Annotated in this window: 20 protein-coding genes; 16 read left to right on the top strand and 4 right to left on the bottom strand. The window is 60.5% G+C overall.

All coding sequences use genetic code 11. The annotated features are described in order from the left end of the window. The first annotated feature begins 21 nt into the window (after positions 1–21). The gene (locus tag WA302_RS08320; RefSeq protein WP_025303995.1) at positions 22–1,614 is read left to right on the top strand and encodes an ATP-binding protein; all 1,593 of its coding nucleotides are present in this window, start codon (positions 22–24) and stop codon (positions 1,612–1,614) included. A gap of 32 nt (positions 1,615–1,646) precedes the next feature. Then, on the top strand, positions 1,647–2,333 hold the full coding sequence (locus WA302_RS08315) for a response regulator (RefSeq protein WP_025303996.1): 687 nt from the start codon (positions 1,647–1,649) through the stop codon (positions 2,331–2,333). A 16-nt stretch (positions 2,334–2,349) separates the two neighbouring features. On the opposite strand, the gene WA302_RS08310 is transcribed toward WA302_RS08315, so the two are convergent. Further along, a complete protein-coding gene (locus WA302_RS08310) occupies positions 2,350–2,613 on the bottom strand; it encodes a hypothetical protein (protein ID WP_336063507.1) in 264 nt (87 codons plus the stop codon). A 126-nt stretch (positions 2,614–2,739) separates the two neighbouring features. Here WA302_RS08310 and proV point away from each other — a divergent pair, with 126 nt between their 5' ends. From proV to proX, 3 genes are all read left to right on the top strand, one after another. After that, complete coding sequence (proV, locus tag WA302_RS08305; RefSeq protein WP_016929846.1) at positions 2,740–3,942, top strand: glycine betaine/L-proline ABC transporter ATP-binding protein ProV; 1,203 nt, start codon at positions 2,740–2,742, stop codon at positions 3,940–3,942. Then, positions 3,935–5,041 (top strand): glycine betaine/L-proline ABC transporter permease ProW, encoded by a 1,107-nt coding sequence (gene proW, locus WA302_RS08300; RefSeq protein WP_043143799.1) that lies wholly within the window; start codon positions 3,935–3,937, stop codon positions 5,039–5,041. Before proV ends, proW begins: the two co-directional genes overlap by 8 nt. A 70-nt stretch (positions 5,042–5,111) precedes the next feature. Beyond that, positions 5,112–6,113 (top strand): glycine betaine/L-proline ABC transporter substrate-binding protein ProX, encoded by a 1,002-nt coding sequence (gene proX / locus WA302_RS08295; RefSeq protein WP_197822410.1) that lies wholly within the window; start codon positions 5,112–5,114, stop codon positions 6,111–6,113. A 30-nt stretch (positions 6,114–6,143) separates the two neighbouring features. Here proX and WA302_RS08290 read toward each other — a convergent pair whose 3' ends face one another. Beyond that, positions 6,144–7,022, bottom strand: coding sequence for a LysR family transcriptional regulator (locus WA302_RS08290; RefSeq protein WP_016929849.1), 879 nt, complete (start codon positions 7,020–7,022; stop codon positions 6,144–6,146). A gap of 105 nt (positions 7,023–7,127) precedes the next feature. On the opposite strand from WA302_RS08290, the gene WA302_RS08285 reads away from it, so the two are divergent. The 7 genes from WA302_RS08285 (at position 7,128) to emrB (ending at position 14,443) form a co-directional block, all read left to right on the top strand. Beyond that, on the top strand, positions 7,128–8,327 hold the full coding sequence (locus WA302_RS08285) for an MFS transporter (RefSeq protein WP_025303999.1): 1,200 nt from the start codon (positions 7,128–7,130) through the stop codon (positions 8,325–8,327). Between the two features lie 121 nt (positions 8,328–8,448). Next, on the top strand, positions 8,449–9,195 hold the full coding sequence (locus tag WA302_RS08280) for an AzlC family ABC transporter permease (RefSeq protein ID WP_025304000.1): 747 nt from the start codon (positions 8,449–8,451) through the stop codon (positions 9,193–9,195). Next, the gene (ygaH, locus tag WA302_RS08275) at positions 9,185–9,532 is read left to right on the top strand and encodes an L-valine transporter subunit YgaH (protein WP_025304001.1); all 348 of its coding nucleotides are present in this window, start codon (positions 9,185–9,187) and stop codon (positions 9,530–9,532) included. Before WA302_RS08280 ends, ygaH begins: the two co-directional genes overlap by 11 nt. Positions 9,533–9,693: 161 nt before the next feature. After that, complete coding sequence (mprA, locus tag WA302_RS08270; protein WP_025160249.1) at positions 9,694–10,212, top strand: transcriptional repressor MprA; 519 nt, start codon at positions 9,694–9,696, stop codon at positions 10,210–10,212. A 27-nt stretch (positions 10,213–10,239) separates the two neighbouring features. After that, a complete protein-coding gene (locus WA302_RS08265; RefSeq protein ID WP_025304002.1) occupies positions 10,240–11,691 on the top strand; it encodes an efflux transporter outer membrane subunit in 1,452 nt (483 codons plus the stop codon). A 23-nt stretch (positions 11,692–11,714) separates the two neighbouring features. Then, positions 11,715–12,887 carry a multidrug efflux MFS transporter periplasmic adaptor subunit EmrA gene (gene emrA / locus WA302_RS08260; RefSeq protein ID WP_043143796.1) on the top strand — a complete coding sequence of 391 codons (1,173 nt, stop codon included), beginning with the start codon at positions 11,715–11,717 and terminating at the stop codon, positions 12,885–12,887. A 17-nt stretch (positions 12,888–12,904) separates the two neighbouring features. Next, positions 12,905–14,443, top strand: coding sequence for a multidrug efflux MFS transporter permease subunit EmrB (gene emrB / locus WA302_RS08255; protein WP_043143795.1), 1,539 nt, complete (start codon positions 12,905–12,907; stop codon positions 14,441–14,443). A gap of 60 nt (positions 14,444–14,503) precedes the next feature. Here the strand turns inward: emrB and WA302_RS08250 are convergent, their stop codons facing one another. After that, positions 14,504–15,592, bottom strand: a complete 1,089-nt coding sequence (locus WA302_RS08250; RefSeq protein WP_025304005.1) for a tRNA/rRNA methyltransferase — start codon at positions 15,590–15,592, stop codon at positions 14,504–14,506. A gap of 207 nt (positions 15,593–15,799) precedes the next feature. Here WA302_RS08250 and trxC point away from each other — a divergent pair, with 207 nt between their 5' ends. The 4 genes from trxC to pssA all read left to right on the top strand — a co-directional run bounded on the left by trxC (position 15,800) and on the right by pssA (position 21,229). Beyond that, positions 15,800–16,219, top strand: coding sequence for a thioredoxin TrxC (trxC, locus tag WA302_RS08245; RefSeq protein ID WP_004928868.1), 420 nt, complete (start codon positions 15,800–15,802; stop codon positions 16,217–16,219). Positions 16,220–16,334: 115 nt separating this feature from the next. Further along, positions 16,335–17,024 (top strand): tRNA-uridine aminocarboxypropyltransferase, encoded by a 690-nt coding sequence (locus WA302_RS08240; protein ID WP_038629863.1) that lies wholly within the window; start codon positions 16,335–16,337, stop codon positions 17,022–17,024. A gap of 48 nt (positions 17,025–17,072) precedes the next feature. Next, positions 17,073–19,721 (top strand): bifunctional acetate--CoA ligase family protein/GNAT family N-acetyltransferase, encoded by a 2,649-nt coding sequence (locus WA302_RS08235; RefSeq protein ID WP_025304006.1) that lies wholly within the window; start codon positions 17,073–17,075, stop codon positions 19,719–19,721. A 152-nt stretch (positions 19,722–19,873) separates the two neighbouring features. Beyond that, entirely contained in the window at positions 19,874–21,229 is a 1,356-nt protein-coding gene (pssA, locus tag WA302_RS08230; protein WP_025304007.1) for a CDP-diacylglycerol--serine O-phosphatidyltransferase, read from the top strand. Positions 21,230–21,265: 36 nt separating this feature from the next. On the opposite strand, the gene WA302_RS08225 is transcribed toward pssA, so the two are convergent. Then, entirely contained in the window at positions 21,266–22,576 is a 1,311-nt protein-coding gene (locus tag WA302_RS08225; protein WP_025304008.1) for an MFS family transporter, read from the bottom strand. Between the last annotated feature and the right edge of the window lie 325 nt (positions 22,577–22,901).

The raw sequence follows: 22,901 nt of genomic DNA, 5'->3' as shown, positions 1-22,901 counted from the left end.
TCTTTACAGTGAAGCTCCACCATGCGCCTCAAACTCTCATTTCAAATCAAACTGTTTCTGTGCCTGGTGGCCTTCTCCTGCCTGCTGCTGACCTGTATCGGCGCCTATACCTATTACCAGTTGGATGCGCAACTGCACCGCGATCTCGGCGCCCGCGCCCAGGTGCAGGCGCGGGAAATCGCCCTTATCCCTTCGCTGGTGGACGCGGTGGAAAACAACGACGCCGCCAGGATCGCTGCGTTGATGAAAAAAATCCGCGCCAGCAGCGACGCCAGCTATATCGTCATCGGCGATAATCATGCCCGCCATCTTTATCATTCCGAATACGAAGGCCGCCTGGGCACACCGATGATCGGCGGCGATAATAAAGAGGTGCTGGAAGGGAAAAGCATTATTTCCATTCGCAAGGGCGGCATCGGCGTATCATTACGCAGCAAGGCGCCGATCCTGGATGAAAATAATCAGGTGATCGGCATCGTTTCCGTCGGTTATTTGAAATCGCATATCGATAATTTAAATGCCAGGACGTTGACGCAAATTATCGGCTCTATCGTGCTGCTGCTGATTGCCCTGTTCGTTTTTTCCTGGCTGCTGTCGAAAAATCTTAAGCGCCAGATGTTCTGGCTGGAACCGAAAGAGATCGCGCTGCTGGTGCGCCAGCAAAAAGCGCTGCTGGAAGCCATTTATGAGGGCGTGATCGCCATCGATCCGCAATTGCGGATCATCACCATCAACCATGCGGCGCGCGAGCTATTGGATCTACACCAGCCCGCCGCCAGCTTGCTGGGCCGACCAATCGGCGACGTGATCCAGGCGCAGCCGAACTTCTTCGCCGCCGCGCAACTGGGCCTGGATACGCACGACGAGGTGTGCCGCTTCAACCACGTGCGGGTGATCGCCAGCCGGGTGCGCATCATGCAGGAGCAGGAGCTGCAAGGCTGGGTGATCAGCTTCCGCGACAAGAACGATATCAATACCCTGAGCAGCCAGCTCAGCCAGGTGAAACGCTATGCCGACAACCTACGCATCATGCGCCACGAGCAGCTGAACTGGACCGCCACGCTGGCCGGGCTGTTGCATATGCAGCGCTACGACGAGGCTATTCGCTATGTGGAAGCCCAGTCGGAGGGCGCGCAGGAGATCCTCGATTTCATCTCGCAGCGCTTCAGTTCGGCGGCGCTGTGTGGCCTGCTGTTGGGCAAATACTCCAGCGCCAAAGAAAAAGGCATCGAGCTGCGCTTCGATCCGGCCTGCCAGCTGCGGCAGATCCCGGCGGCGCTGAATGAGACCGAACTGATGTCGATCGTTGGTAACCTGCTGGATAATGCGGTGGAGGCGACGCTGCACCGCCCGGCGCCGCACGATGCGATCGAACTCTATATCAGCGACGGTAGCGACGAGCTGGTGATCGAGGTGGCGGATCGCGGTACCGGCATCGCCGAGGAGATTCGTGATACGCTGTTTGAACAGGGCGTCACCACCAAAGCGGATAAAAGCGACCACGGCATCGGCCTGCATCTGGTCGCCAGCCACGTGGCGCAGGCGCATGGCAGCATAGAAGTGTCAGACAACGAGCCGCACGGCGCGATATTCTCTATATTTATCCCTAAATAAAACCCATAACCCGATTTTTTGAGCACCCGATTATGTCACACCAAGCACTGGACGTTCTGATCGTGGAAGACGAGCCGCAACTGGCGACGCTGCACGCGGAGTTCATCGAGAAAAATTTCAACCTGCGGGTGGTGGCTTACGCCGCCACGCTGGCCGAAGCGCGAGCCAAAGCCAACGCGCATCAGCCGCGCCTGATCCTGCTGGATAACTTTCTGCCGGACGGTCAGGGCATCGAGCTGATGGAAGAGCCGGCGGTGAAGAACCCCGCCTGTTCGGTGATCTTCATCACCGCCGCCAGCGACATGCATACCTGCAGCCAAGCGATCCGCAACGGCGCCTTCGACTACATCATCAAGCCGGTGTCCTACAAGCGGCTACGCAATTCGCTCGAACGTTTCATGCAGTTCGTACAGACCCAGCGTACCTTCAAGATCATCGATCAGGATAACGTCGATGCGCTGTACAACCTGCAGTCGAAGCAGTTCTCCAGCGAGCCGAGCGCCAAAGGCATCGAAACCAATACCCTTGAGCTGGTGCAGGCGCTGTTTATCGCCCAGCCGACGGTAGCGCATGCGGTGGAAGACGTGGTTGAGCAGGTCGGCATCAGCAAGACCACCGCCCGGCGTTATCTGGAATATTGCGTCGCCACCCAGTTCGTGCGGGTAGAGATGTTGTACGGCAATATCGGCCATCCGCGGCGGCTGTACCGCAAGGCCTGAGGCTGCCATCTGGCTGTCATATTACGGCGATAACATAGCGCTCGACGATATCCCCCTCGATATCGGCACCTGTCGTTAAAACTGATGAAATACTGATGACTTTTACCCGGCCTCTGGTCGGGTTTTTTATTATCCGAACGGCAGGCGTAAAACCGAAATAGCTCATCGCCCCACACAGCGTTATTTCCTCAAAAACCAAACCATTATGGCGAATAACGGCCGTCAATTTTGAGTCACGGGCCAAATTACCATAGCTAATTAAAACCTTGATGTAAACCACTAATATCCCATTTAAATGACATTGAGGGTTGTCTCAGATATTCACTGTGTTAGGGTAAAAAGCTCTTTTATTTTGCTAAGGACAGCCCATAACGCGTTAATTAAACCAGAGGAAACAGCAAATTGCATGGCAATTAAACTCGAAGTAAAGAACCTGTATAAGATATTTGGCGAACACCCGGAACGCGCATTCAAACTGCTGGATAAAGGTCTGACAAAAGATCGGCTGTTTGAAAAAACCGGCTTATCGCTCGGCGTAAAAGACGCCACTCTGGCCATTGAAGAAGGCGAGATATTTGTCATCATGGGGCTCTCCGGTTCCGGCAAGTCCACCCTGGTACGCCTTCTCAATCGTCTGATAGAACCCACCCGCGGCCAGGTACTGATCGACGGTGAGGACATCGCCAAAATATCCGACACCGCGCTGCGCACCGTGCGGCGAAATAAGATCAGCATGGTATTTCAATCATTCGCGCTGATGCCGCACATGAATGTCCTGAATAATACTGCCTTTGGTATGGAATTAGCCGGCATACCGTTGCAGGAACGTCAGGAAAAAGCGCTGGATGCCCTGCGTCAGGTCGGGCTGGAGAATTATGCGCTGTCTTATCCAGATGAATTATCCGGCGGTATGCGCCAGCGCGTAGGATTAGCCCGCGCCATGGCCAATAACCCGGATATATTATTGATGGACGAGGCCTTCTCTGCGCTCGATCCGTTAATTCGCACCGAAATGCAGGATGAGCTGGTGAAATTACAGGCCCAGCATCAGCGCACCATCGTGTTTATTTCCCACGATCTGGACGAGGCGATGCGTATCGGCGATCGCATCGCCATCATGCAGGGTGGTGAGGTGATCCAGGTCGGCACACCGGACGAGATCCTGAACAACCCGGCCAACGACTATGTGCGCACCTTCTTCCGCGGCGTGGACATCAGTCACGTGTTCAGCGCCAAGGATATCGCCCAACGGCGCCCGGTGACGCTGATCCGCAAAACCCCCGGCTTTGGCCCCCGATCGGCGCTGCAGCTGCTGCGCGATGAGGACCGTGATTATGGTTATGTTGTTGAACGCGGGAAGAAATTTATTGGCGTGGTGTCGATAGAGTCGCTGAAAAAGGCGCTGTCCGCCAATCAAACGCTGGACGATGCCCTGCTCGAAGCCCCTGCCGCCGTGCCGGCCGATACGCCGCTCAGCGATCTGATTTCCCTGGTCGCCCAGGCGCCCTGCGCGGTGCCGGTGGTGAGCGAAGAACATAACTATCTCGGCATCATCTCCAAGGCCATGCTGCTGCAGGCGTTGGACAAGGAGGGCTCAACCAATGAGTGATACCACGCAAACCCAAGATCCCTGGGCTACCGCACCGGCAGATGCCGGCGCCGCACCCGCTCACGATGTCGCCGCCAACGCCGGCGACGCCTGGTCCAGCGCGCCGCCGCCGGCCGCTCATGACGCCGCCGGACAAGGCGCAGATTGGCTCAGCAGCGCCCCGGCGCAGCCTGAACACTTCAGCCTGCTCGACCCGTTCCATAAGGCCTGGGTGCCGTTCGACTCCTGGGTCACGCAAGGCATCGACTGGCTGGTGCTGCACTTCCGTCCACTGTTCCAGGGCATTCGCGTGCCGGTGGATATGATCTTGAGTGGCTTCCAGCAATTGCTGCTGGGCATGCCGGCGCCGATCGCCATTCTGGTGTTCTCGCTGCTCGCCTGGCAGGTCTCGGGCCTCGGCATGGGCGCCGCCACGCTGCTCTCCCTGGTCGCCATCGGCGCCATCGGCGCCTGGTCGCAGGCGATGGTTACGCTGGCGCTGGTGCTGACCGCGCTGTTCTTCTGCATTCTTATCGGCCTGCCGCTCGGCATCTGGCTGGCGCGCAGCAAGCACGCCGCCAAGGTGATAAGGCCGCTGCTCGACGCGATGCAAACCACCCCGGCCTTCGTCTACCTGGTGCCGATCGTCATGCTGTTCGGCATCGGCAACGTGCCGGGCGTGGTGGTCACCATTATCTTCGCGCTGCCGCCGATCGTGCGCCTGACCATTTTGGGCATCAAGCAGGTGCCGGAAGATCTGATCGAGGCCGCCGAATCCTTCGGCGCCAGCCCGCGGCAGCTGCTGTTCAAGGTGCAGCTGCCGCTGGCGATGCCGACCATCATGGCCGGCGTGAACCAGACGCTGATGTTGGCGCTGTCGATGGTCGTCATTGCCTCGATGATCGCGGTCGGCGGTCTGGGGCAGATGGTGCTGCGCGGCATCGGCCGGCTGGACATGGGCCTGGCCGCCGTCGGCGGCGTCGGCATCGTGATCCTGGCGATCATTCTCGATCGCCTCACCCAATCGCTGGGGCGCGATCGCCGCAGCAAAGGCATCGGCCGCTGGTATCGCCGTGGCCCCATAGGGCTGCTGACTCGCCCGTTCATCAAACAGGCCTGACGCTTTTCCCGCCGGCGGCTGCGGCCCCGGCGGGCTATAACACCACCACATCGAAAAAAGGGGAAACACTATGCGCACTACGGGCATCTGGGCTCTCGCCCTGACGACGCTGATTGGCTCACAGAGCGTGAGCGCAGCAGATTTACCCGGCAAGGGGATCACGGTTCAGCCGGTGCAAAGCACCATTTCCGAAGAGACTTTCCAGACGCTGCTGGTCAGCAAGGCGCTGGAGAAATTGGGTTACGACGTGAAGGAACCGCGTGAAGTGGATTACAACGTCGCCTACACCTCGATCGCCTCCGGCGACGCGACCTTTATCGCGGTCAACTGGGATCCGCTGCACGCCGATCAGTACAAGGCCGCCGGCGGCGACGCCAAGTTCTACCGCGAAGGCGTCTACGTCAACGGCGCCGCGCAGGGTTACCTGATCGACAAGAAAACCGCCGAGCAGTATCACATCACCAACGTCGAACAGCTCAAGGATCCCAAGATCGCCAAGCTGTTCGACACCAACGGCGACGGCAAGGCCGATCTGACTGGCTGCACCCCGGGTTGGGGCTGCGAAGCGGTGATCAACCACCACATCAAGGCCTATGGCCTGAGCAACACCGTCGAGCATAACCAGGGCAACTACGCGGCGATGATCGCCGACACCATCACCCGCTACAAAGAGGGCAAACCGGTGCTGTATTACACCTGGACGCCGTACTGGGTCAGCGATGTGATGGTGCCGGGCCGCGACGTGGTCTGGCTGCAGGTGCCGTTCTCCTCGCTGCCGGGCGAGCAGAAGAACGTCGACACCAAGCTGCCTAACGGCGCCAACTACGGCTTCCCGGTCAACACCATGCGCATCGCCGCCAACAAGCAGTGGGCCGAAGCCAATCCGGCGGCCGCCAAGCTGTTCGCCATCATGAAGCTGCCGATCGCCGACATCAATGCGCAAAACCTGCGCATGCATGAAGGCCAGGCTTCGGAAGCCGATATCCAGAACCACGTTAACGGCTGGATCAAAGCGCACCAGGCGACCTTCGACGGCTGGGTGAAAACCGCCGCCGAAGCGGCGAAGTCGTAACCGTTCAGGGGCGCCGCCTTTGCCGCGCCCCTACCCCGCCATATCGATGCCGCTGAACTGTAAAAAACGTGCGGCGGCGTTCGACAAAGGCTGCGGCCAGATGCAATACACCTGGCGCCGCGGCCCGTCTTCAATCGGAATCGACACCAGTGCACTTAAGCGTTGCGCGGTCGAGACAGGTACGATACCCGCCGCCAATCCGCGCCGCACCAGATTTTCCAGCCATTCGATATGATCGATTTCAAAACTGACGTGCCGGCGGATACCCGCCGCCTGGAAGGCGCGATCGGTTTGGCGTCGCGCACCGGTGCCGCTGTAGAAATCCACCAGCGGCACTTCCGCGAGCGCCTGCAGATTCACCCGCTCGCGGTTGGCCAGCGGGTGCTGCGGCGCCACCAGCGCCACCAGTGGCTCATCGGTCAACTGCCGGTGCGACATCGGCAGTAAATCGACATCGCCGGGCCAGATGCCGACGAACGCCATATCGCACTTCTGCTGACGCACATCCTCCAGCAGGGCTTCGCTCATGCCAACGTACAGGCGGATGTTCACCGCCGGATAGTGGCGATGAAACTTGTCGAGCTTTTCGGTCAGATCAATCGCGTTTATGGTTGAAATTGTGCCGATGGTCAGGGTGCCGGACACCGCATCGCCGGCGGCGGTCACCTCTTCCACCAGCGCCTGCTGCGCCGCCAATAGGCGCTGCGCCGACGGAATGAAAGCCTGGCCGGCGGGGGTCAACCGCACCCGGCGCGAGGTGCGTTCAAACAGCGTGCAGCCCAGCTCTTCTTCCAGTTTTGCGATCTGGTGGCTGAGCGCCGACTGCACCGTATGGCAGCGCTGCGCCGCCCGGGTGAAACTCTGTTCTTCCGCCACCGCCAGCGCATAGCGGATCTGTTTCAGGTTCATGGCATCTATCTTGAAATGAGATAAATCAAATGAAAATTATACATTGGTTTCCACAGACGCGTTGCCGGATACTGCGCGCTATCTTCTTCCCGTGATGAAAAAATCATGAATCCACAAAACGCCCATCCGGGCCTCAGCCCGGCGCTGACCGTGCTGATTGCCATCGCCACCGGCCTGGCGGTCGCCAGCAACTATTACGCGCAACCGCTGCTGGAAACCATCGCCACCAGTTTCAACCTGTCGGTCAACCAGGCCGGCTTTATCGTCACCGCCGCGCAGCTCGGTTACGCCACCGGCCTGCTGCTGCTGGTGCCGCTCGGCGATATGTTCGAACGCCGCGGCCTGATCGTGTTCATGACGCTGCTGGCCGCCGGGGGCATGCTGATCACCGCCACCTCCGCCACGCTGCCGATGATGATCCTCGGCACCGCGCTCACCGGGCTGTTCTCGGTAGTGGCGCAGATCCTGGTGCCGCTAGCCGCCACGCTGGCCCACCCGGAAAAGCGCGGCAAGACCGTCGGCATCATCATGAGCGGCCTGCTGCTCGGCATCCTGCTGGCGCGAACCGTCGCGGGCGCGCTGGCGTCGTTCGGCGGCTGGCGCACCATCTACTGGGTCGCCAGCGTGCTGATGATCCTGATGGCGCTGATCCTGTGGCGCGCGCTGCCGCGCTATAAGCAACACTCCGGGCTGAACTACCCACAGCTGCTGGCCTCGATCTTCAGCCTGTTCTGCCGCACGCCGCTGCTGCGCACCCGCGCCATCCTCGGCGCCCTTTCGTTCGCCAACTTCAGCGTGCTCTGGACCTCAATGGCCTTTCTGCTCGCCGCGCCGCCGTTCAACTATTCCGAGGGGGTGATCGGGCTGTTCGGCCTGGTGGGCGCCGCCGGGGCGCTGGCCGCTTCGCGCGCCGGGCATCTGGCGGACAAAGGTAAAGCCGGGTTGACCACCACCGTCGGCCTGGTGTTGTTACTGCTGTCCTGGATCCCTATCGCGTTAGCCAAACAGTCGCTATGGGCGCTGATCGCCGGCATTCTGATCCTCGATCTGGCGGTGCAGGCGGTGCACGTCACCAACCAGAGCGTGATGTACCGCATCATGCCGGACGCGCGCAACCGCCTGACAGCCGGCTACATGACCAGCTACTTTATCGGCGGCGCGCTCGGTTCTCTGCTCTCCGCCTCGGCCTATCAGCATGCCGGCTGGTACGGCGTGGCCGCCGCCGGCGGGGTGTTATGCCTGCTCAACCTGCTGACCTGGTGGCTCGGCAAGCACCACGATCCGCAAGGGCCAGCGACAATCTGATTATCGTGCAAATAGTCACTAAAGAAATTTATTAGCGGTGCAGGGTATAAACATTACTTACTCTCTGGTAATGTTCTGGGCATAAACTATTGAAGTCCTATCTACCCTGCGATCCACAACCATGCAAAGCCAAGCTGCAGACAGCCTCAATCCGCCCGCCGTCAGCGCCACCTTCGCCAACGGCGTCGTCGACAGTTTGCCGATCGTCATCGGGTATGTCCCGGTGGCGTTCGCCTTCGGCCTCAGCGCCGTCAAACTGGGCTTTTCCCCGCTGGAAAGCCTTTTCTTCTCCTGCATCATCTACGCCGGCGCCAGCCAGTTCGTGATCACCGCCCTGCTGAGCGCCGGCATGTCGCTGTGGGTCTCCGCGTTGACGGTGATGGCGATGGACGTGCGCCACCTGCTGTACGGCCCGGCGCTGCGTCACCGTATCGTCTCGCGCATGTCGCCCGGTAAAACGGCAATGTGGGCTTTTGGTCTGACCGATGAGGTCTTCGCCGCCGCCACCGCCAAGCTGATGCGCAATAACCGCAGCTGGAGCGAAAACTGGATGCTGGGCATCGCGCTCTGTTCCTGGCTTTCCTGGGTAGCCGGCACCGCGCTCGGCGCGCTGTTCGGCAACGGCCCGCTGGAGCAGTTCCCGGTGATCGAGGCCTCGCTGGCCTTCATGCTGCCGGCGCTATTTCTCAGTTTCCTGCTGGCCGCTTTCCGGCGCCCGCAGAGCCTGACCATCGCTGCCTCATTGGCCGGTGCGCTGCTCGGCGTGGTGCTGTTCTCCATCCCGGTTGCCATTTTGGCCGGCATCGGCGCCGGTTGCGTCGCCGCTCTGTTCCAACCTGCCCCTGCGGAGGCCAGCCATGAACACTGATGTGCTGGTGATCGGCCTGGTGGTGGGTTGCGCCAATTACTTGTTCCGTTATCTGCCGCTGCGGCTGGCGCCGGCGCGCGCCCAGCCCGGCCTCAAACGCGGTAAAGCCGCCCTGCTACTCGACAGCATTGGCATCGCCTCGATCTGCGCCCTGCTGGTGGTCTCCAGCACGCCGGTGGTGATGCGCGAACCGGACAAGCTGCTGCCGACGTTGGCGGGGTTCGCCGCGCTGGCGCTGTGCTTCTACCGCAGTAAAAGCATCATTCTGTCGACGCTGCTCGGCGCGACGGCCTTTGGCGTCACATTAAAGCTGTTAATGCTTTTCGGTCCAGGCTGACGCCGCGCCGAACGTTTGGCTTCGCTTTGGCGTTTTCATGCGCCACATCTTTACAAACTCTGACAAATGACACGAATTGCTAAATTATCCGCACGGCTGAACATTTACATTATTAGTCACCGTCGTTACTATCTCGAACGAAATTAATGAGGCCCTAAATTATGGAAAGCTCGTTTGCCCCCATAGAACAAATGCTGAATTTCCGCGCCACCCGGCAGAAAGATTTCCCGTATCAGGAAATCCTGCTGACCCGCCTGTGCATGCACATGCAAGGCAAGTTGCTGGAAAATCGCAACAAGATGCTGAAGGCGCAGGGGATTAACGAAACACTGTTTATGGCGCTGATTACCCTGGATGCGCAGGAGAGCCACAGCATCCAACCTTCTGAGCTAAGCTCTGCCTTAGGCTCCTCGCGCACCAATGCGACCCGCATCGCCGACGAGCTGGAGAAACGCGGTTGGATCGAGCGCCGTGAAAGCGATAACGATCGCCGCTGCCTGCATCTGCATCTGACGCCGCAGGGGGAAGAATTTCTCAGTCAACTGCTGCCGCCGCAGCACCAATGTCTGCATTTCCTGTGGTCCACGCTGACCGACGATGAGCAAAAACAGCTGGAACAGCTGACGCGCAAATTGCTGGCACGTCTGGATCAAATGGAAATCACAGAACAGTTATCCTAATTCACAATTTCTGTTCAGGTACCTATTATGCGATCCCCATTTAACTGGAGATTCACCCCGCTGTTCGCCGTATTGCTGCTGGCCGGGTGTGCTTCTACCGATAATATTGCCCCGCAATCCACGCTGATGGATCCGCAGAGCCTGCAGTTGGCTCAGCCGAAAGTCAGTTCGCTGGCCGTCAGCCCGCAGTGGTGGCGCGCCCTCAAGGATCCGCAGTTGGATGCCCTGATGACGCAGACGCTGCAAAACTCGCCGACCCTGCGTCAAGCCGCCGCCCGCGTGCGCGAAGCGCAGAGCGTGGTGGGCGAAGCCAACGCCGCCAACGGGCCGAACCTGGATCTGAACGCCAGCACCCAGCGTCAACGCGTGCCGCAAAACGTCAATATGGGGTTGGGGTATCCGCATAAGCCGATCTATTCAAGCTCCAACTCCCTGGGGTTGAACCTGGCGTACGAATTCGACTGGTGGGGTAAATACCGCAACCAGGTGAACGCCGCCAAAGCGCAAGTGAACGCTGCGCGCGCCGAGCAGGAACAGGCGGCGCTGACCCTGACCAGTTCGGTGGCGTCCGCCTACTACCAGCTGCAAAGCAATCTGGCGCTCGAGAAGCTGCTGCAGCAGGAAGTGAACAACAATGAACGCCTGACCGCGCTGCGCCAACAGCGCTATCAGGCCGGGCTGACCGGCGTCGACGTGCCGCAACAAACCCAGGCGCAGTCCGACGTCGCTAAACAGCAGATTCTGCAGTTGCAGTCGCAAATCGAACAGCTCAGACACCAGCTCGCCGCGCTGGCGGGCCAAGGGCCGAACGCCATGCAGCACCTGCGTCAGGTGCCGTTGCCCGCAGACAACCTGATGGCACCGCAGGGCGAGCTGACGGCGGATCTGCTGGGCAAACGCCCGGACATCGCCGCGCAACGCCAGCTGGTGGAGTCTTACAGCCAGCGCGTCAGCGCCGCACGTAAGGAGTTTTACCCCAGCCTGACCATTTCAGCCTTCGCCGGCCTGATGACCACCAACACCAGTGGCACCAGCCCGAATCTGTTTGAAGCGGCCAGCCAGGCCTGGAACGTGATGCCGGCGATTTCGCTGCCGATCTTCCACGCCGGGGCGCTGCGCAGCAAGCTGGGCGAGGAATCCGCGCTGTATGACGAAGCGGTGGAATCCTATAACCAAACCATCCTGAATGCGGTACAGGAAACCGCCGACGCCATCACCATCCAGCAGAGTTCTGCGCAACAGCAGCTGCAGGCGGCGTCCGCGGCCCAGTCGATGCAACAGGTGTATCAGGTCGCTAACGCCCGTTACCAGGCAGGGATTATCGGGCGCGACGATCTGTTGACCAGCCAGACGCAGCTATTGCAGCAGCAACAGGCGGAGTTAAATGCCAGCAGCAACTTACTGCAGGCGAAGATAGGACTGATCCGTGCGCTGGGCGGTGGCTATCAGGCCCCGGCCGCAGCGGATTCGAAAGCATAATAATATAAGGCTTGGAGAACACCATGAGCGCGAGCGCGGAAATCCAAAACCCGCAGCAGCCGAGCGGCAAAAAGAAGCAGCGTAAATTTTGGCTGCTGTTGCTGACGGTTATTTTCATTGTTATAGGGGTGGCTTACTTAGTGTATTGGTTCCTGGTGCTGCGTCATCATCAGGAAACCGACGACGCCTACGTCTCCGGCAACCAGGTGCAGATCATGGCCCAGGTGTCCGGTAGCGTGAACAGCGTCAATTTCGACAACACCGACTACGTCAAGCAGGGCGACGTACTGCTGACGCTCGATCCGACCGATGCCGAGCAGGCGTTTGAACGCGCCAAAACCGGCCTGGCCAACAGCGTGCGTCAGACCCACCAGCTGATCATCAACAGCAAGCAGTATCAGGCCAACATCGCCCTGCGCAAGACCGATCTGAGCAAGGCCGAGAACGATCTGAAACGCCGCGTGGTGCTGGGCAGCGTTGACGCCATCGGCCGCGAAGAGCTGCAACACGCTCGCGATGCGGTCGACAGCGCCAAGGCCGCGCTGGAAGTGGCGGTGCAGCAATACAACGCCAACCAGGCGATGGTACTGAATACCCCGCTGGAACAGCAGCCGGCAATCCAACAGGCCGCCGCGCAGATGCGTGACGCCTGGCTGGCGCTGCAGCGTACCAAAGTGATCAGCCCCATTACCGGTTATGTCTCGCGCCGCAGCGTGCAGGTCGGCGCGCAGATCGCCGCCGGTTCGCCGCTGATGGCGGTGGTGCCGGCCGATCACATCTGGGTTGACGCCAACTTCAAGGAAACCCAGATCGCCAACATGCGCATCGGCCAGCCGGCAACGGTAGTCAGCGATGTCTACGGCGATGACGTGGTGTATCAAGGCAAAGTGGTCGGTATCGACATGGGCACCGGCAGCGCCTTCTCGCTGCTGCCGGCCCAGAACGCCACCGGCAACTGGATCAAGGTGGTGCAACGTCTGCCGGTGCGTATTGAGCTCGACGCCAAGCAGGTGGCCGATCATCCGCTGCGCATCGGTCTTTCGACGCTGGTGACCGTCGACACCGCCAATCTGGACGGCCGCGTGCTGTCTGACGTGGTGCGCGACAAACCGCTGTACCAGAGCGACGCGCTGGCGTTGAATCTGGCGCCGGTTAACCAGCTGATCGCTGACGTGATCCATGCGAACGCCGGCTAAGCGCGCGGGAGGCCATCTTGCCACAGAAACCGCTTGAAGGCGCCCAGCTCGCCTGGATGACGGTCGCGCTCGCCATGGCGACCTTCATGCAGGTGCTGGACTCCACCATCGCCAACGTGGCGATCCCCACCATTGCCGGTAACCTCGGGTCTTCCAACTCGCAGGGGACCTGGGTGATCACCTCGTTCGGCGTGGCGAACGCCATCTCGATCCCGATCACCGGCTGGCTGGCGAAGCGCATCGGCGAAGTGCGGCTGTTCCTCTGGTCCACCGCGCTGTTCGTCCTCGCTTCCTGGCTGTGCGGCATCTCCAACAGCCTCGGCATGCTGATCTTCTTCCGCGTGATCCAGGGCGTGGTGGCCGGGCCGCTGATCCCGCTGTCGCAGAGCCTGTTGCTGAACAACTACCCGCCCGCCAAGCGAGCGATGGCCCTGGCGCTCTGGTCGATGACCGTGATCGTCGCGCCGATCTTCGGGCCGATCCTCGGCGGTTACATCAGCGACAACTACCATTGGGGTTGGATCTTCTTCATCAACATCCCGATCGGCGCCTTCGTTATCATGGCGGCGATGGCGACGCTGAAGGGGCGAGAAACCAAAACCGAGATCAAACCGATCGACACGGTTGGACTGGTGCTGCTGATCGTCGGCATCGGTTCGCTGCAGGTGATGCTCGATCAGGGCAAGGAGCTGGACTGGTTCAACTCGACCGAGATCATCACCCTGACCGTCGTGGCGGTCGTAGCGCTGTTGTTCCTGGTGGTCTGGGAGCTGACGGATGACCATCCGGTGGTGGATCTGTCGCTGTTCAAGTCGCGCAACTTCACCATCGGCTGCCTGTGCATCAGTCTGGCGTACATGCTGTATTTCGGCGCCATCGTGCTGTTGCCGCAGCTGCTGCAAGAGGTGTACGGCTATACCGCCACCTGGGCCGGGCTGGCGTCGGCGCCGGTCGGGCTGATCCCGGTGCTGCTGTCGCCGATCATCGGCAAGTTCGGCAACCGGCTCGACATGCGCAGGCTGGTGACCTTCAGCTTCATCATGTATGCCGTGTGCTTCTACTGGCGCGCCTATACGTTTGAACCGGGCATGGACTTCGGCGCTTCCGCCTGGCCGCAGTTCGTCCAGGGCTTCGCCATCGCCTGCTTCTTCATGCCGTTGACCACCATCACGCTGTCCGGCCTGCCGCCGGAGCGTATGGCGGCGGCATCGAGCCTGTCGAACTTCACGCGAACCCTGGCGGGCTCGATCGGTACCTCGATCACCACCACCCTGTGGACGCAGCGCGAATCGCAGCACCATTCGCAGCTGACGGAGTTCGTCAACCCGTACAACCCGCAGTCGCAGGAGATGTACCGGCAACTGGAGCAGCTCGGCATGAGCAAGCAGCAGGCGTCGGCGTATATCGCCAACGAGATCACCGCGCAGGGCCTGATCATCTCCGCCAACGAGATCTTCTGGCTGTCGGCCGGGGTGTTCCTGGTACTGCTGGTGCTGGTATGGGTGGCGAAACCGCCGTTCAGCTCTGGCGGCGGTGGGGGCGGCGGCGCTCACTAAGCTTCAATAAACGAAACGGGCGCCCTGGGGCGCCCGTTTTTTTATCCGACGTAGAACAGATTACGCCTGATTCTGACGCCACCAGTCCGCCAGCAGAATGCCGGTCGCCACGGAAACGTTCAGGCTTTCCACTTTGCCGGTGCCGCCGATAGACACGTTCATGTCGCCCTGTTGCCAGGCGCCGTCGCTGAGGCCGTCACGCTCCTGGCCCAGCACCAGCACCATCTTGGCCGGCAGCTTGGCCTGCGCCAGCGCGGTGCCTTTGTGGCTGGAGGTGGTGACGATGGTGTAACCCGCCTTGCGGAAGGTATCCAGCACCGACAGGAAATCATCGGCGTTGATCGCCTTGATGTGCTCCGCGCCGCCTTCTGCGGTACGCACCGCCGCGCCGGACTCCAGCAGCGCCGGATCCTGCAGCAGCACGCCGTTGACGCCGAAGTGGGCGCACGAACGGACGATGGCGCCCAGGTTGTGCGGGTTGCCCACTTCTTCCAGCGCCAGCACGCAGTCGGTCGCCGGTGCGGTTTTCAGGTAGGTCTGCGCATCCAGGCCCTGACGCTTTTTGATCAGGAAGCAGACGCCGCCGTGGTGCTCAGTGCCGGAAGCCTTGGCCAGCTCTTCCTCATCCACCACGTGGTAGGCTTTGCGGTTAGCCGCCATCCAGCGCAGCGCTTCACGGAAGCGCGGCGTGACCGACTGCACGAACCAGGCGCGCACGATCGCTTCCGGGCGGCTGGCGAACAGCGCCTGACAGGCGTTTTCACCGTAAACGCGGGTTTCTTCCGCGCGCTGGCGGCGCAGCTGTTCCGGATCGATGAAGCTTTTGCCACTGATGCCACCGTGATCGAACGCCGGCTCTTCATTCGGTGCCCGCGAGACGGTTCTCCACGGTGACTCGTTGCCACCGCGATCTTCAGTGCGCGCCGGACGGCGAGGACGATCGCTTTCACTGCGGCGGGAGTCGGCGCCGCGGCGATCGTTGCCGCCACGCGCCTTGTCTTGACCAGTGCGGCCCGAGCGCGCACCGTCAGCCGGACGGCCTTTGCCAGCCGGACGTTTATTCTTGTTGCGGTCATCGCCATTGTCGTCGTCATTGCGGACGTACATCACTTTGACTTTACCGTTCTTGCCACTAAATGAATCGTTCATTGTCTTCTCCACCAACGCGCAGGGCGCGAAGATTACCTGATGTTGGTGCACGAAGCCACCAACTTGCGCTAAAAGCTCCCAACTATCACATCCATTGAACAAACCTCATTGTTCACGCGCCGGGTTTTGCCGATAATTGTCAGCATTAAAGAAACATCTCCGCAACCGCGTTGCGGGGACCCGGCTTTCTCAGTACCCGAGGTCAACATGAATACAGTTTGTGCAGCTTGCAATGCCACCAACCGTGTGCCGGAAGAACGTCTGGCGGACAACGCGAAATGCGGCCGCTGCGGCCACGAGCTCTTCGACGGTGAAGTGATCAACGCCACCGCCGCCACGCTGGACCAGTTGCTGCAGGACGATCTGCCGGTCGTGGTCGATTTCTGGGCGCCGTGGTGCGGCCCGTGCCGCAGCTTTGCGCCGATCTTTGAAGACGTGGCCGAAGAGCGCGCCGGCAAAGTGCGCTTCGTGAAAGTGAACACCGAAGCCGAACCGGAGCTGAGCGCCCGTTTCCGCATCCGCAGCATCCCGACCATCATGGTGTTCCGTCAGGGCAAGATGGTCGACATGCTCAACGGCGCGATGCCAAAAGCACCGTTTGACAACTGGCTCAACGAGTTAGTGTGATTCCGCAAGTATAGGCCGTATCCCGCCATCGCGCGCGAACGCGCCCCGATCGAGCCCGCCCCTCCCGGCGGGCTTTTTTCTGCGTTACAATAGCGGTTTTTCCCCCAGGATCGTTATGACCGACAACGCCGTACTTCGCCTGCGCCAATTCCGTTTAGACCGCGCCACCCGCCCTTTTTTGGCGCGCGGTTGCCGGGTGGCGCGTTGTCAGGGTTGCCTGCTGCCGCATAAAAACTGCCTGTGTGACACCATTCGCCCGCAGCAGGCCGGCAGCCGCTTCTGCCTGATCATGTTCGGCGCCGAGCCGCTCAAGCCCAGCAACACCGGGCGCCTGATCGCCGATATCCTGCCGGACACCCAGGCGTTCCTCTGGTCGCGTACCGAGGTCGATCCCGCCCTGCTGGCAGCCATCAACGATCCGACGCGGCAGCCTTATGTGGTGTTCCCCGCGTCCTACGCCGACGCCGAACGGCCGGTGTTCAATGAGCTGCCCGTCGGCGGTAAACCGCCGCTGTTCATCATGCTGGACGGCACCTGGGCAGAAGCGCGCAAAATGTTCCGTAAAAGCCCGTATCTCAATCAATTCCCGGTGTTTTCACTCAACGTCGATGCCGCATCCGACTATCAGCTGCGCGAAGCCAGCCGCGCCGAGCAGCACTGTACGGCGGAAGTGGCCGCCGCCCTGTTGCAACAGGCGGGCGATCTGCCGGCCGCCGACGGATTGAATCAGCATTTCCGCTATTTCCGTCAACAGTATCTGGCGGGAAAACCGACCCGGCCGGAGGCACCGGTCACAGCAATGTAGCCATAAAGCGCCTAAAATCAGGCGTAACGTTGCCAAAAGGAGCCGTGCATGAGCCAGCGAGGGTTAGAAGCGCTACTACGTCCCAAATCGATCGCCGTGCTGGGCGCTTCGCAGCAGCCGGGCCGTGCCGGCAACCTGATGATGAGCAACCTGCTGGCCGGCGGTTTCGGCGGGCCCATCTTGCCGGTGACGCCGCGCTACAAGGCGGTATGCGGCGTCATGGCCTATCCCGACGTCGCCAGCCTGCCGCTGACGCCGGATCTGGCGATCATCTGCACCCACGCCAAGCGTAATCTGGCGCTGATCGACGCGCTGGGCCAACGCGGCTGCAAAACCGCCATCGTGCTCTCTTCGCCACCGGAACAGTTCGCCGAGCTGAAGGCCTGCGCGCAGCGCCACGCCATGCGGCTGTTGGGCCCCAACAGCCTGGGGCTGCTGGCGCCGTGGCAGGGCATCAACGCCAGCTTCTCGCCGGTGCCGATCCAAAAGGGCAAGCTGGCGTTTATCTCGCAGTCCGCCGCCGTGGCCAACACCATTCTCGACTGGGCGCAGCAGCGCGAAGTCGGCTTCTCCTACTTCATCGCGCTGGGCGACAGCCTGGACATCGACGTCGACGACCTGCTCGACTTTTTGGCGCGCGACAGCAAGACCAGCGCCATCCTGCTGTATCTGGAAAACATCAGCGACGCACGACGCTTTCTCTCCGCCTCGCGCAGCGCCTCACGCAACAAGCCCATTCTGGTGATCAAAAGCGGCCGCAGCCAACAGGCGCAATTACTGCTCAACAGCCAGCTGGGGCTGGACGCCGCTTATGACGCCGCCATCCAGCGCGCCGGCCTGCTGCGCGTGCAGGATACTCACGAGCTGTTCTCCGCGGTGGAAACCCTCAGCCATATGCATCCGCTGCGGGGGGAACGGTTGATGATCGTCAGCAACGGCGCGGCGCCGGCGGCGATGGCGCTGGACGAACTGCTCGGCCGCAACGGCAAGCTGGCGACGCTGAGCGAGGAAAGCCTGGCGAAGCTGAGCGATGCGCTGCCGGATTTCATTCGCGCCGGCAACCCGCTCGATCTGCGCGACGACGCCACGCCGCAGCGCTACCTGGCGGCTCTCGAAGCGCTGCTCGACAGCCACGACTATGACGCGCTGCTTCTGATCCATGCGCCGAGTGCGGCGGCGCCGGGCACCGCCACGGCGCAGCGGCTGATTGACGCGCTGCATCGCCATACGCGCGGCAAGCGCATCACCTTGCTGACCAACTGGTGCGGCGAATACTCTTCTCAAGAGGCGCGCCGGCAGTTTACCGAGGCCGCCATTCCCACCTACCGCACGCCGGAAGGCGCGGTCACCGCCTTTATGCATATGGTGGAATACCGCCGCAACCAAAAGCAGCTGAAAGAGACCCCGGCGCTGCCGGTCGGCCTGACCGCCAATACCGCCGACGCTCACCGCCTGATCCATCAGGCGCTGGCCGAAGGCGCCACCCAGTTGGATACCCACGAGGTGCAATCCATTCTGCAGGCTTATGACCTGAGCACCCTGCCGACCTGGATCGCCGAAGACAGCGCCGAAGCGGTGCACATCGCCGAGCAGATCGGCTACCCGGTAGCGCTGAAGCTGCGTTCGCCGGATATCCCGCACAAATCGGAAGTTCAGGGCGTGATGCTCTACCTGCGCACCGCGACCGAAGTGCAGCGCGCGGCGGAGGCGATCCTCGACCGTGTGAAGCGTACCTACCCCCAGGCGCGCATCCATGGCCTGTTGGTGCAGAGCATGGCCAACCGCGCCGGCGCCCAGGAGCTGCGCATCGCGGTGGAGCAGGATGCCATTTTCGGCCCGCTGATCATGCTGGGTGAAGGCGGCGTGGAGTGGCGCCAGGAAAATCAGGTGGCGGTCGCGCTGCCGCCGTTGAATATGGCGCTGGCGCGTTATCTGGTGCTGCAGGCGGTGAAAGGCGGCAAGATCCGCGGACGCAGCGCGCTGCGGCCTTTAGATATCCCTGGACTAAGCCGCTTGCTGGTGCAGGTCTCCAACCTGATCCTCGACTGCCCGGAGATCGCCCGGCTGGATATTCACCCGGTGTTGGCCTCCGGCAGCGAATTTACTCTGCTGGACGTTTCGATGCAGCTCGCGCCGTTCAGCGGCGATCCGCAGGCGCGGCTGGCGATCCGCCCTTATCCGCATGAGCTGGAAGAGACCATCGCGTTGAAAGACGGCAGCCAGTGCCTGTTCCGCCCTATCCTGCCGGAAGACGAGCCGGCGCTGAAACATTTCATCGACCGGGTGACCAAGGAAGACCTCTATTATCGCTACTTCAGCGAGATCAACGAGTTTACCCATGACGATTTGGCCAACATGACGCAGATCGACTACGATCGAGAAATGGCCTTTGTGGCGGTGCGCGCAGACGAGATCATCGGTGTGACCCGCGCGCTGTCCGATCCGGACAACACCGACGCCGAGTTCGCCGTACTGGTGCGTTCCGATCTCAAAGGCGTGGGCCTAGGCCGTCAGCTGCTGGAGAAAATGATCGCCTACGCGCGCGCGCATGGCCTGACCCGCCTGAGCGGCATCACCATGCCGAATAACCGCGGCATGATCGCGCTGGCGCAGCGACTGGGCTTTGGCATCGAGGTGCAGCTTGAGGACGGCATCGTCAATCTGACGCTGCCGCTGCAGGCCGCCGACGCGCAGTGACCTGCGTCGCAATGCGCTACGAATCCACCACTTAACGCCAAAACATACGCACAATCGGGGCAACTAATGGTATTATCGCCCGATTATTCGGTTTATTGTTTTTATGCCTGTGGCGTTCCGGCCATCAATCATGAGAGAAGAAACGCACTGTGATGTTGTCAAAATTTAAACGTAGCAAACATCAACAACACCTTGCACAACTGCCCAAACTCCCCCAGACGGTTGCTGATGTTCGTACGTTGTACGCGCCGTCCGATTTTCGCACCACGCTGCTGAGCGCCATCGCCAACGCCACCCAACGCATCTATCTGGTGGCCCTGTATCTGGAGCATGACGACGCCGGGCGCGAGATCCTCAACGCGCTGTATCAAGCCAAGCAGCGTCGGCCCGAGCTGGAAATCTGCGTACTGGTCGACTGGCACCGCGCACAGCGCGGGCGAATCGGCGCCGCCGCCGCCAATACCAACGCCGACTGGTACTGCGCCATGGCCAGCCAACATCCGGAACAGTCGGTGCCGATCTACGGCGTGCCGGTCAATACCCGCGAAGCGTTGGGCGTTCTGCACCTGAAGGGCTTTGTGGTCGACGATACCGTGATCTACAGCGGCGCCAGCATCAACGACGTTTATCTGCATCAGCATGAGAAATACCGTTACGATCGCTACCAGCTGATCACCAATGAGGTGTTGGCCGATACCCTGATCGATTACATCAAGCAGCATCTGCTCACCGCCGGCGCCGTACAACGCCTCGATCGCAGCGATCGGCCGAAAAGCCCGGAGATCAAAAACGAGACCCGTCTGTTCCGTTTCGCCCTGCGCCGCGCGGGTTACCACTTCCGCGGCAAGGCCGGCAACGATGAGCTGGCGGTGACGCCGCTGGTTGGGCTTGGCAAGCAAAGCGTGCTGAATAAAACCATTCATCACCTGATGTCGTGCGCCGACCAGAAACTGACGCTGTGTACTCCCTATTTCAACCTGCCGGCGCTGCTGGTGCGCAACATCATTTATCTGCTGCGCCAGGGCAAACAGGTGGAGATCATCGTCGGCGACAAGACCGCCAACGACTTCTATATTCCGGAGGACCAGCCGTTCAAAATCATCGGCGCGCTGCCCTACCTGTACGAGATCAACCTGCGCCGCTTTCTGAGCCGCTTGCAGCGTTATATCGACACCGGACAGCTGATCGTGCGTCTGTGGAAGGATGGCGATAACAGCTATCACCTGAAAGGCATGTGGGTAGACGAAGAGTGGCAGCTGATTACCGGCAATAACCTCAACCCGCGCGCCTGGCGGCTGGATCTGGAAAACGCCATTCTGATCCACGATCCCAAGCAGGAAATGCGCGAGCAGCGGCAAAAAGAGCTGGAATGCATCCGCACTCACACCACCGTGGTCGGCCACTATCAGGAGCTGCAAAGCATTCAGCAGTACCCGATCAAGGTGCGTAAGCTGATTCGCCGTCTGCGGCGTATCCGCATCGATCGGCTGATTAGCCGTATCCTGTAAGATGGACTCTGACCCCGGCCAAGGCCGGGGTTTTTATTACAGCTGTATCTCCTTGCCTTTGCGATGCAACCGGAGCGAGACCAGCAACGCCAGCAGGCACATGCCGGAAACGTACCAGAAGAAAGCGTTCTCCACGCCAAACGATTTAAGCGACAACGCGACATATTCCGCCGAACCACCGAACAGGGCATTCGCCACCGCATAAGACAAGCCTACCCCTAACGCGCGTACCTCCGGCGGGAACATCTCGGCTTTAAGCAGCCCGCTGATCGCGGTGTAAAAGCTGACAACGAACAGCGCCAACACGATCAGACCGAACGCCATAAAGGGGTTGGTCACCTCTTTCAAGGCAAACAGGATCGGCACCGTCAACACCGTGGCGAAGGCTGAGAAGATCAGCATCGAGCTGCGACGGCCGATTTTGTCCGAAAACGCGCCTACCGCCGGCTGCAGCAGCATAAAGACGAACAGCGCCACGGTCATGATGGCGCTGGCCAGCTTGGCGTCCATACCAGCGGTGTTCACCAGGTATTTTTGCATGTAGGTGGTGAAGGTGTAGAAGGTTAGCGAACCGGCGGCGGTAAAGCCCAGCACCATCAGGAACGCCTTGCGGTTCTTCCACAGCCCCGTCAGCGAACCGGCATCTTTGTGGTTACGCGTCTTCGCATCGGAGGTTTCATTCAGCGAGCGGCGCAGGTACAGCGCCACCACCGCCAACACCGCCCCCAAGGCAAACGGAATACGCCATCCCCAGGCTTTCAGCTCTTCGCCGGACAATATTTGCTGCAAGATCACCAAAACCAGCAGCGCCAACAGTTGCCCGCCGATCAGCGTCACGTACTGGAACGAGGCGTAGAAGCCACGCCGCCCCTTGATTGCCACCTCGCTCATGTAGGTGGCGCTGGTGCCATACTCCCCCCCTACCGACAACCCCTGGAACAGGCGGGCAATCAGCAGCAGCGCCGGCGCCCAGCTGCCGATTGATTCATAAGTCGGCAGGCAGGCGATCACCAGCGATCCGGCGCACATCATGCAGACCGAAATCAGCATCGAGTTTTTCCGGCCATGCTTGTCAGCGATGTAGCCGAATAACCAACCTCCGATAGGTCGCATGAAGAAGCCGGCGGCGAATACCCCGGCGGTTTGCAGCAGCTGTGTCGTACTGTTGCCCGCCGGAAAAAATGAGGCAGCAAAGTAGATTGAGCAGAAGGAGTAGACGTAAAAATCAAACCACTCCACCAGATTGCCTGACGAAGCCCCGACGATAGCGAAAATGCGTTTCTTGTTATCCAGCGCTCCCTGTTCGGTGCCGTGCTCATCCCCAAGAGCCGAGGTTGTTTCTGTCATGATGTTTTCTCCGAGCCATAGCAATGATGAAATTCGGCGTCCTGCCGCCAGGTGTTACTTTATTGTTATTTATAAGTTAACAGCCAAACTTAATAGCGGACGAAGAATATCTGATATTCAGAGAAACAATGCGTTGGTTTTGTGATGAATATTAAACAGTACGATGAAAGCTGAAGCGGATTACAACGGGGATTTTCCATTTTACGCATAGCAAAAAGCCCTGAACGTCAGTTCAGGGCTTTCGGCTTTATTTGATGCCTGGCAGTGTCCTACTCTCGCATGGGGAGACCCCACACTACCATCGGCGCTACGGCGTTTCACTTCT

It is taken from the genome of Serratia sp. 201 (assembly GCF_037027545.1).
GTDB classification, from domain to species: Bacteria; Pseudomonadota; Gammaproteobacteria; order Enterobacterales; family Enterobacteriaceae; genus Serratia; species Serratia bockelmannii.
Note: the sequence above shows the minus strand (reverse complement) of the source record. Positions and strands in the feature narration are given on the sequence as shown.

Bases quoted from the DNA above. Each gene is read 5' to 3' on its own strand.
- WA302_RS08315 (WP_025303996.1), top strand. From the start codon at position 1,647: ATGTCACACCAAGCACTGGACGTTCTGATCGTGGAAGACGAGCCGCAA.
- ygaH (WP_025304001.1), top strand. From the start codon at position 9,185: ATGAACACTGATGTGCTGGTGATCGGCCTGGTGGTGGGTTGCGCCAAT.
- WA302_RS08235 (WP_025304006.1), top strand. From the start codon at position 17,073: ATGAGCCAGCGAGGGTTAGAAGCGCTACTACGTCCCAAATCGATCGCC.
- emrA (WP_043143796.1), top strand. From the start codon at position 11,715: ATGAGCGCGAGCGCGGAAATCCAAAACCCGCAGCAGCCGAGCGGCAAA.
- WA302_RS08240 (WP_038629863.1), top strand. From the start codon at position 16,335: ATGACCGACAACGCCGTACTTCGCCTGCGCCAATTCCGTTTAGACCGC.
- proW (WP_043143799.1), top strand. From the start codon at position 3,935: ATGAGTGATACCACGCAAACCCAAGATCCCTGGGCTACCGCACCGGCA.
- mprA (WP_025160249.1), top strand. From the start codon at position 9,694: ATGGAAAGCTCGTTTGCCCCCATAGAACAAATGCTGAATTTCCGCGCC.
- trxC (WP_004928868.1), top strand. From the start codon at position 15,800: ATGAATACAGTTTGTGCAGCTTGCAATGCCACCAACCGTGTGCCGGAA.
- WA302_RS08250 (WP_025304005.1), bottom strand. From the start codon at position 15,592: ATGAACGATTCATTTAGTGGCAAGAACGGTAAAGTCAAAGTGATGTAC.
- WA302_RS08225 (WP_025304008.1), bottom strand. From the start codon at position 22,576: ATGACAGAAACAACCTCGGCTCTTGGGGATGAGCACGGCACCGAACAG.
- proV (WP_016929846.1), top strand. From the start codon at position 2,740: ATGGCAATTAAACTCGAAGTAAAGAACCTGTATAAGATATTTGGCGAA.
- pssA (WP_025304007.1), top strand. From the start codon at position 19,874: ATGTTGTCAAAATTTAAACGTAGCAAACATCAACAACACCTTGCACAA.
- WA302_RS08290 (WP_016929849.1), bottom strand. From the start codon at position 7,022: ATGAACCTGAAACAGATCCGCTATGCGCTGGCGGTGGCGGAAGAACAG.
- WA302_RS08320 (WP_025303995.1), top strand. From the start codon at position 22: ATGCGCCTCAAACTCTCATTTCAAATCAAACTGTTTCTGTGCCTGGTG.
- WA302_RS08285 (WP_025303999.1), top strand. From the start codon at position 7,128: ATGAATCCACAAAACGCCCATCCGGGCCTCAGCCCGGCGCTGACCGTG.
- WA302_RS08265 (WP_025304002.1), top strand. From the start codon at position 10,240: ATGCGATCCCCATTTAACTGGAGATTCACCCCGCTGTTCGCCGTATTG.
- proX (WP_197822410.1), top strand. From the start codon at position 5,112: ATGCGCACTACGGGCATCTGGGCTCTCGCCCTGACGACGCTGATTGGC.
- WA302_RS08280 (WP_025304000.1), top strand. From the start codon at position 8,449: ATGCAAAGCCAAGCTGCAGACAGCCTCAATCCGCCCGCCGTCAGCGCC.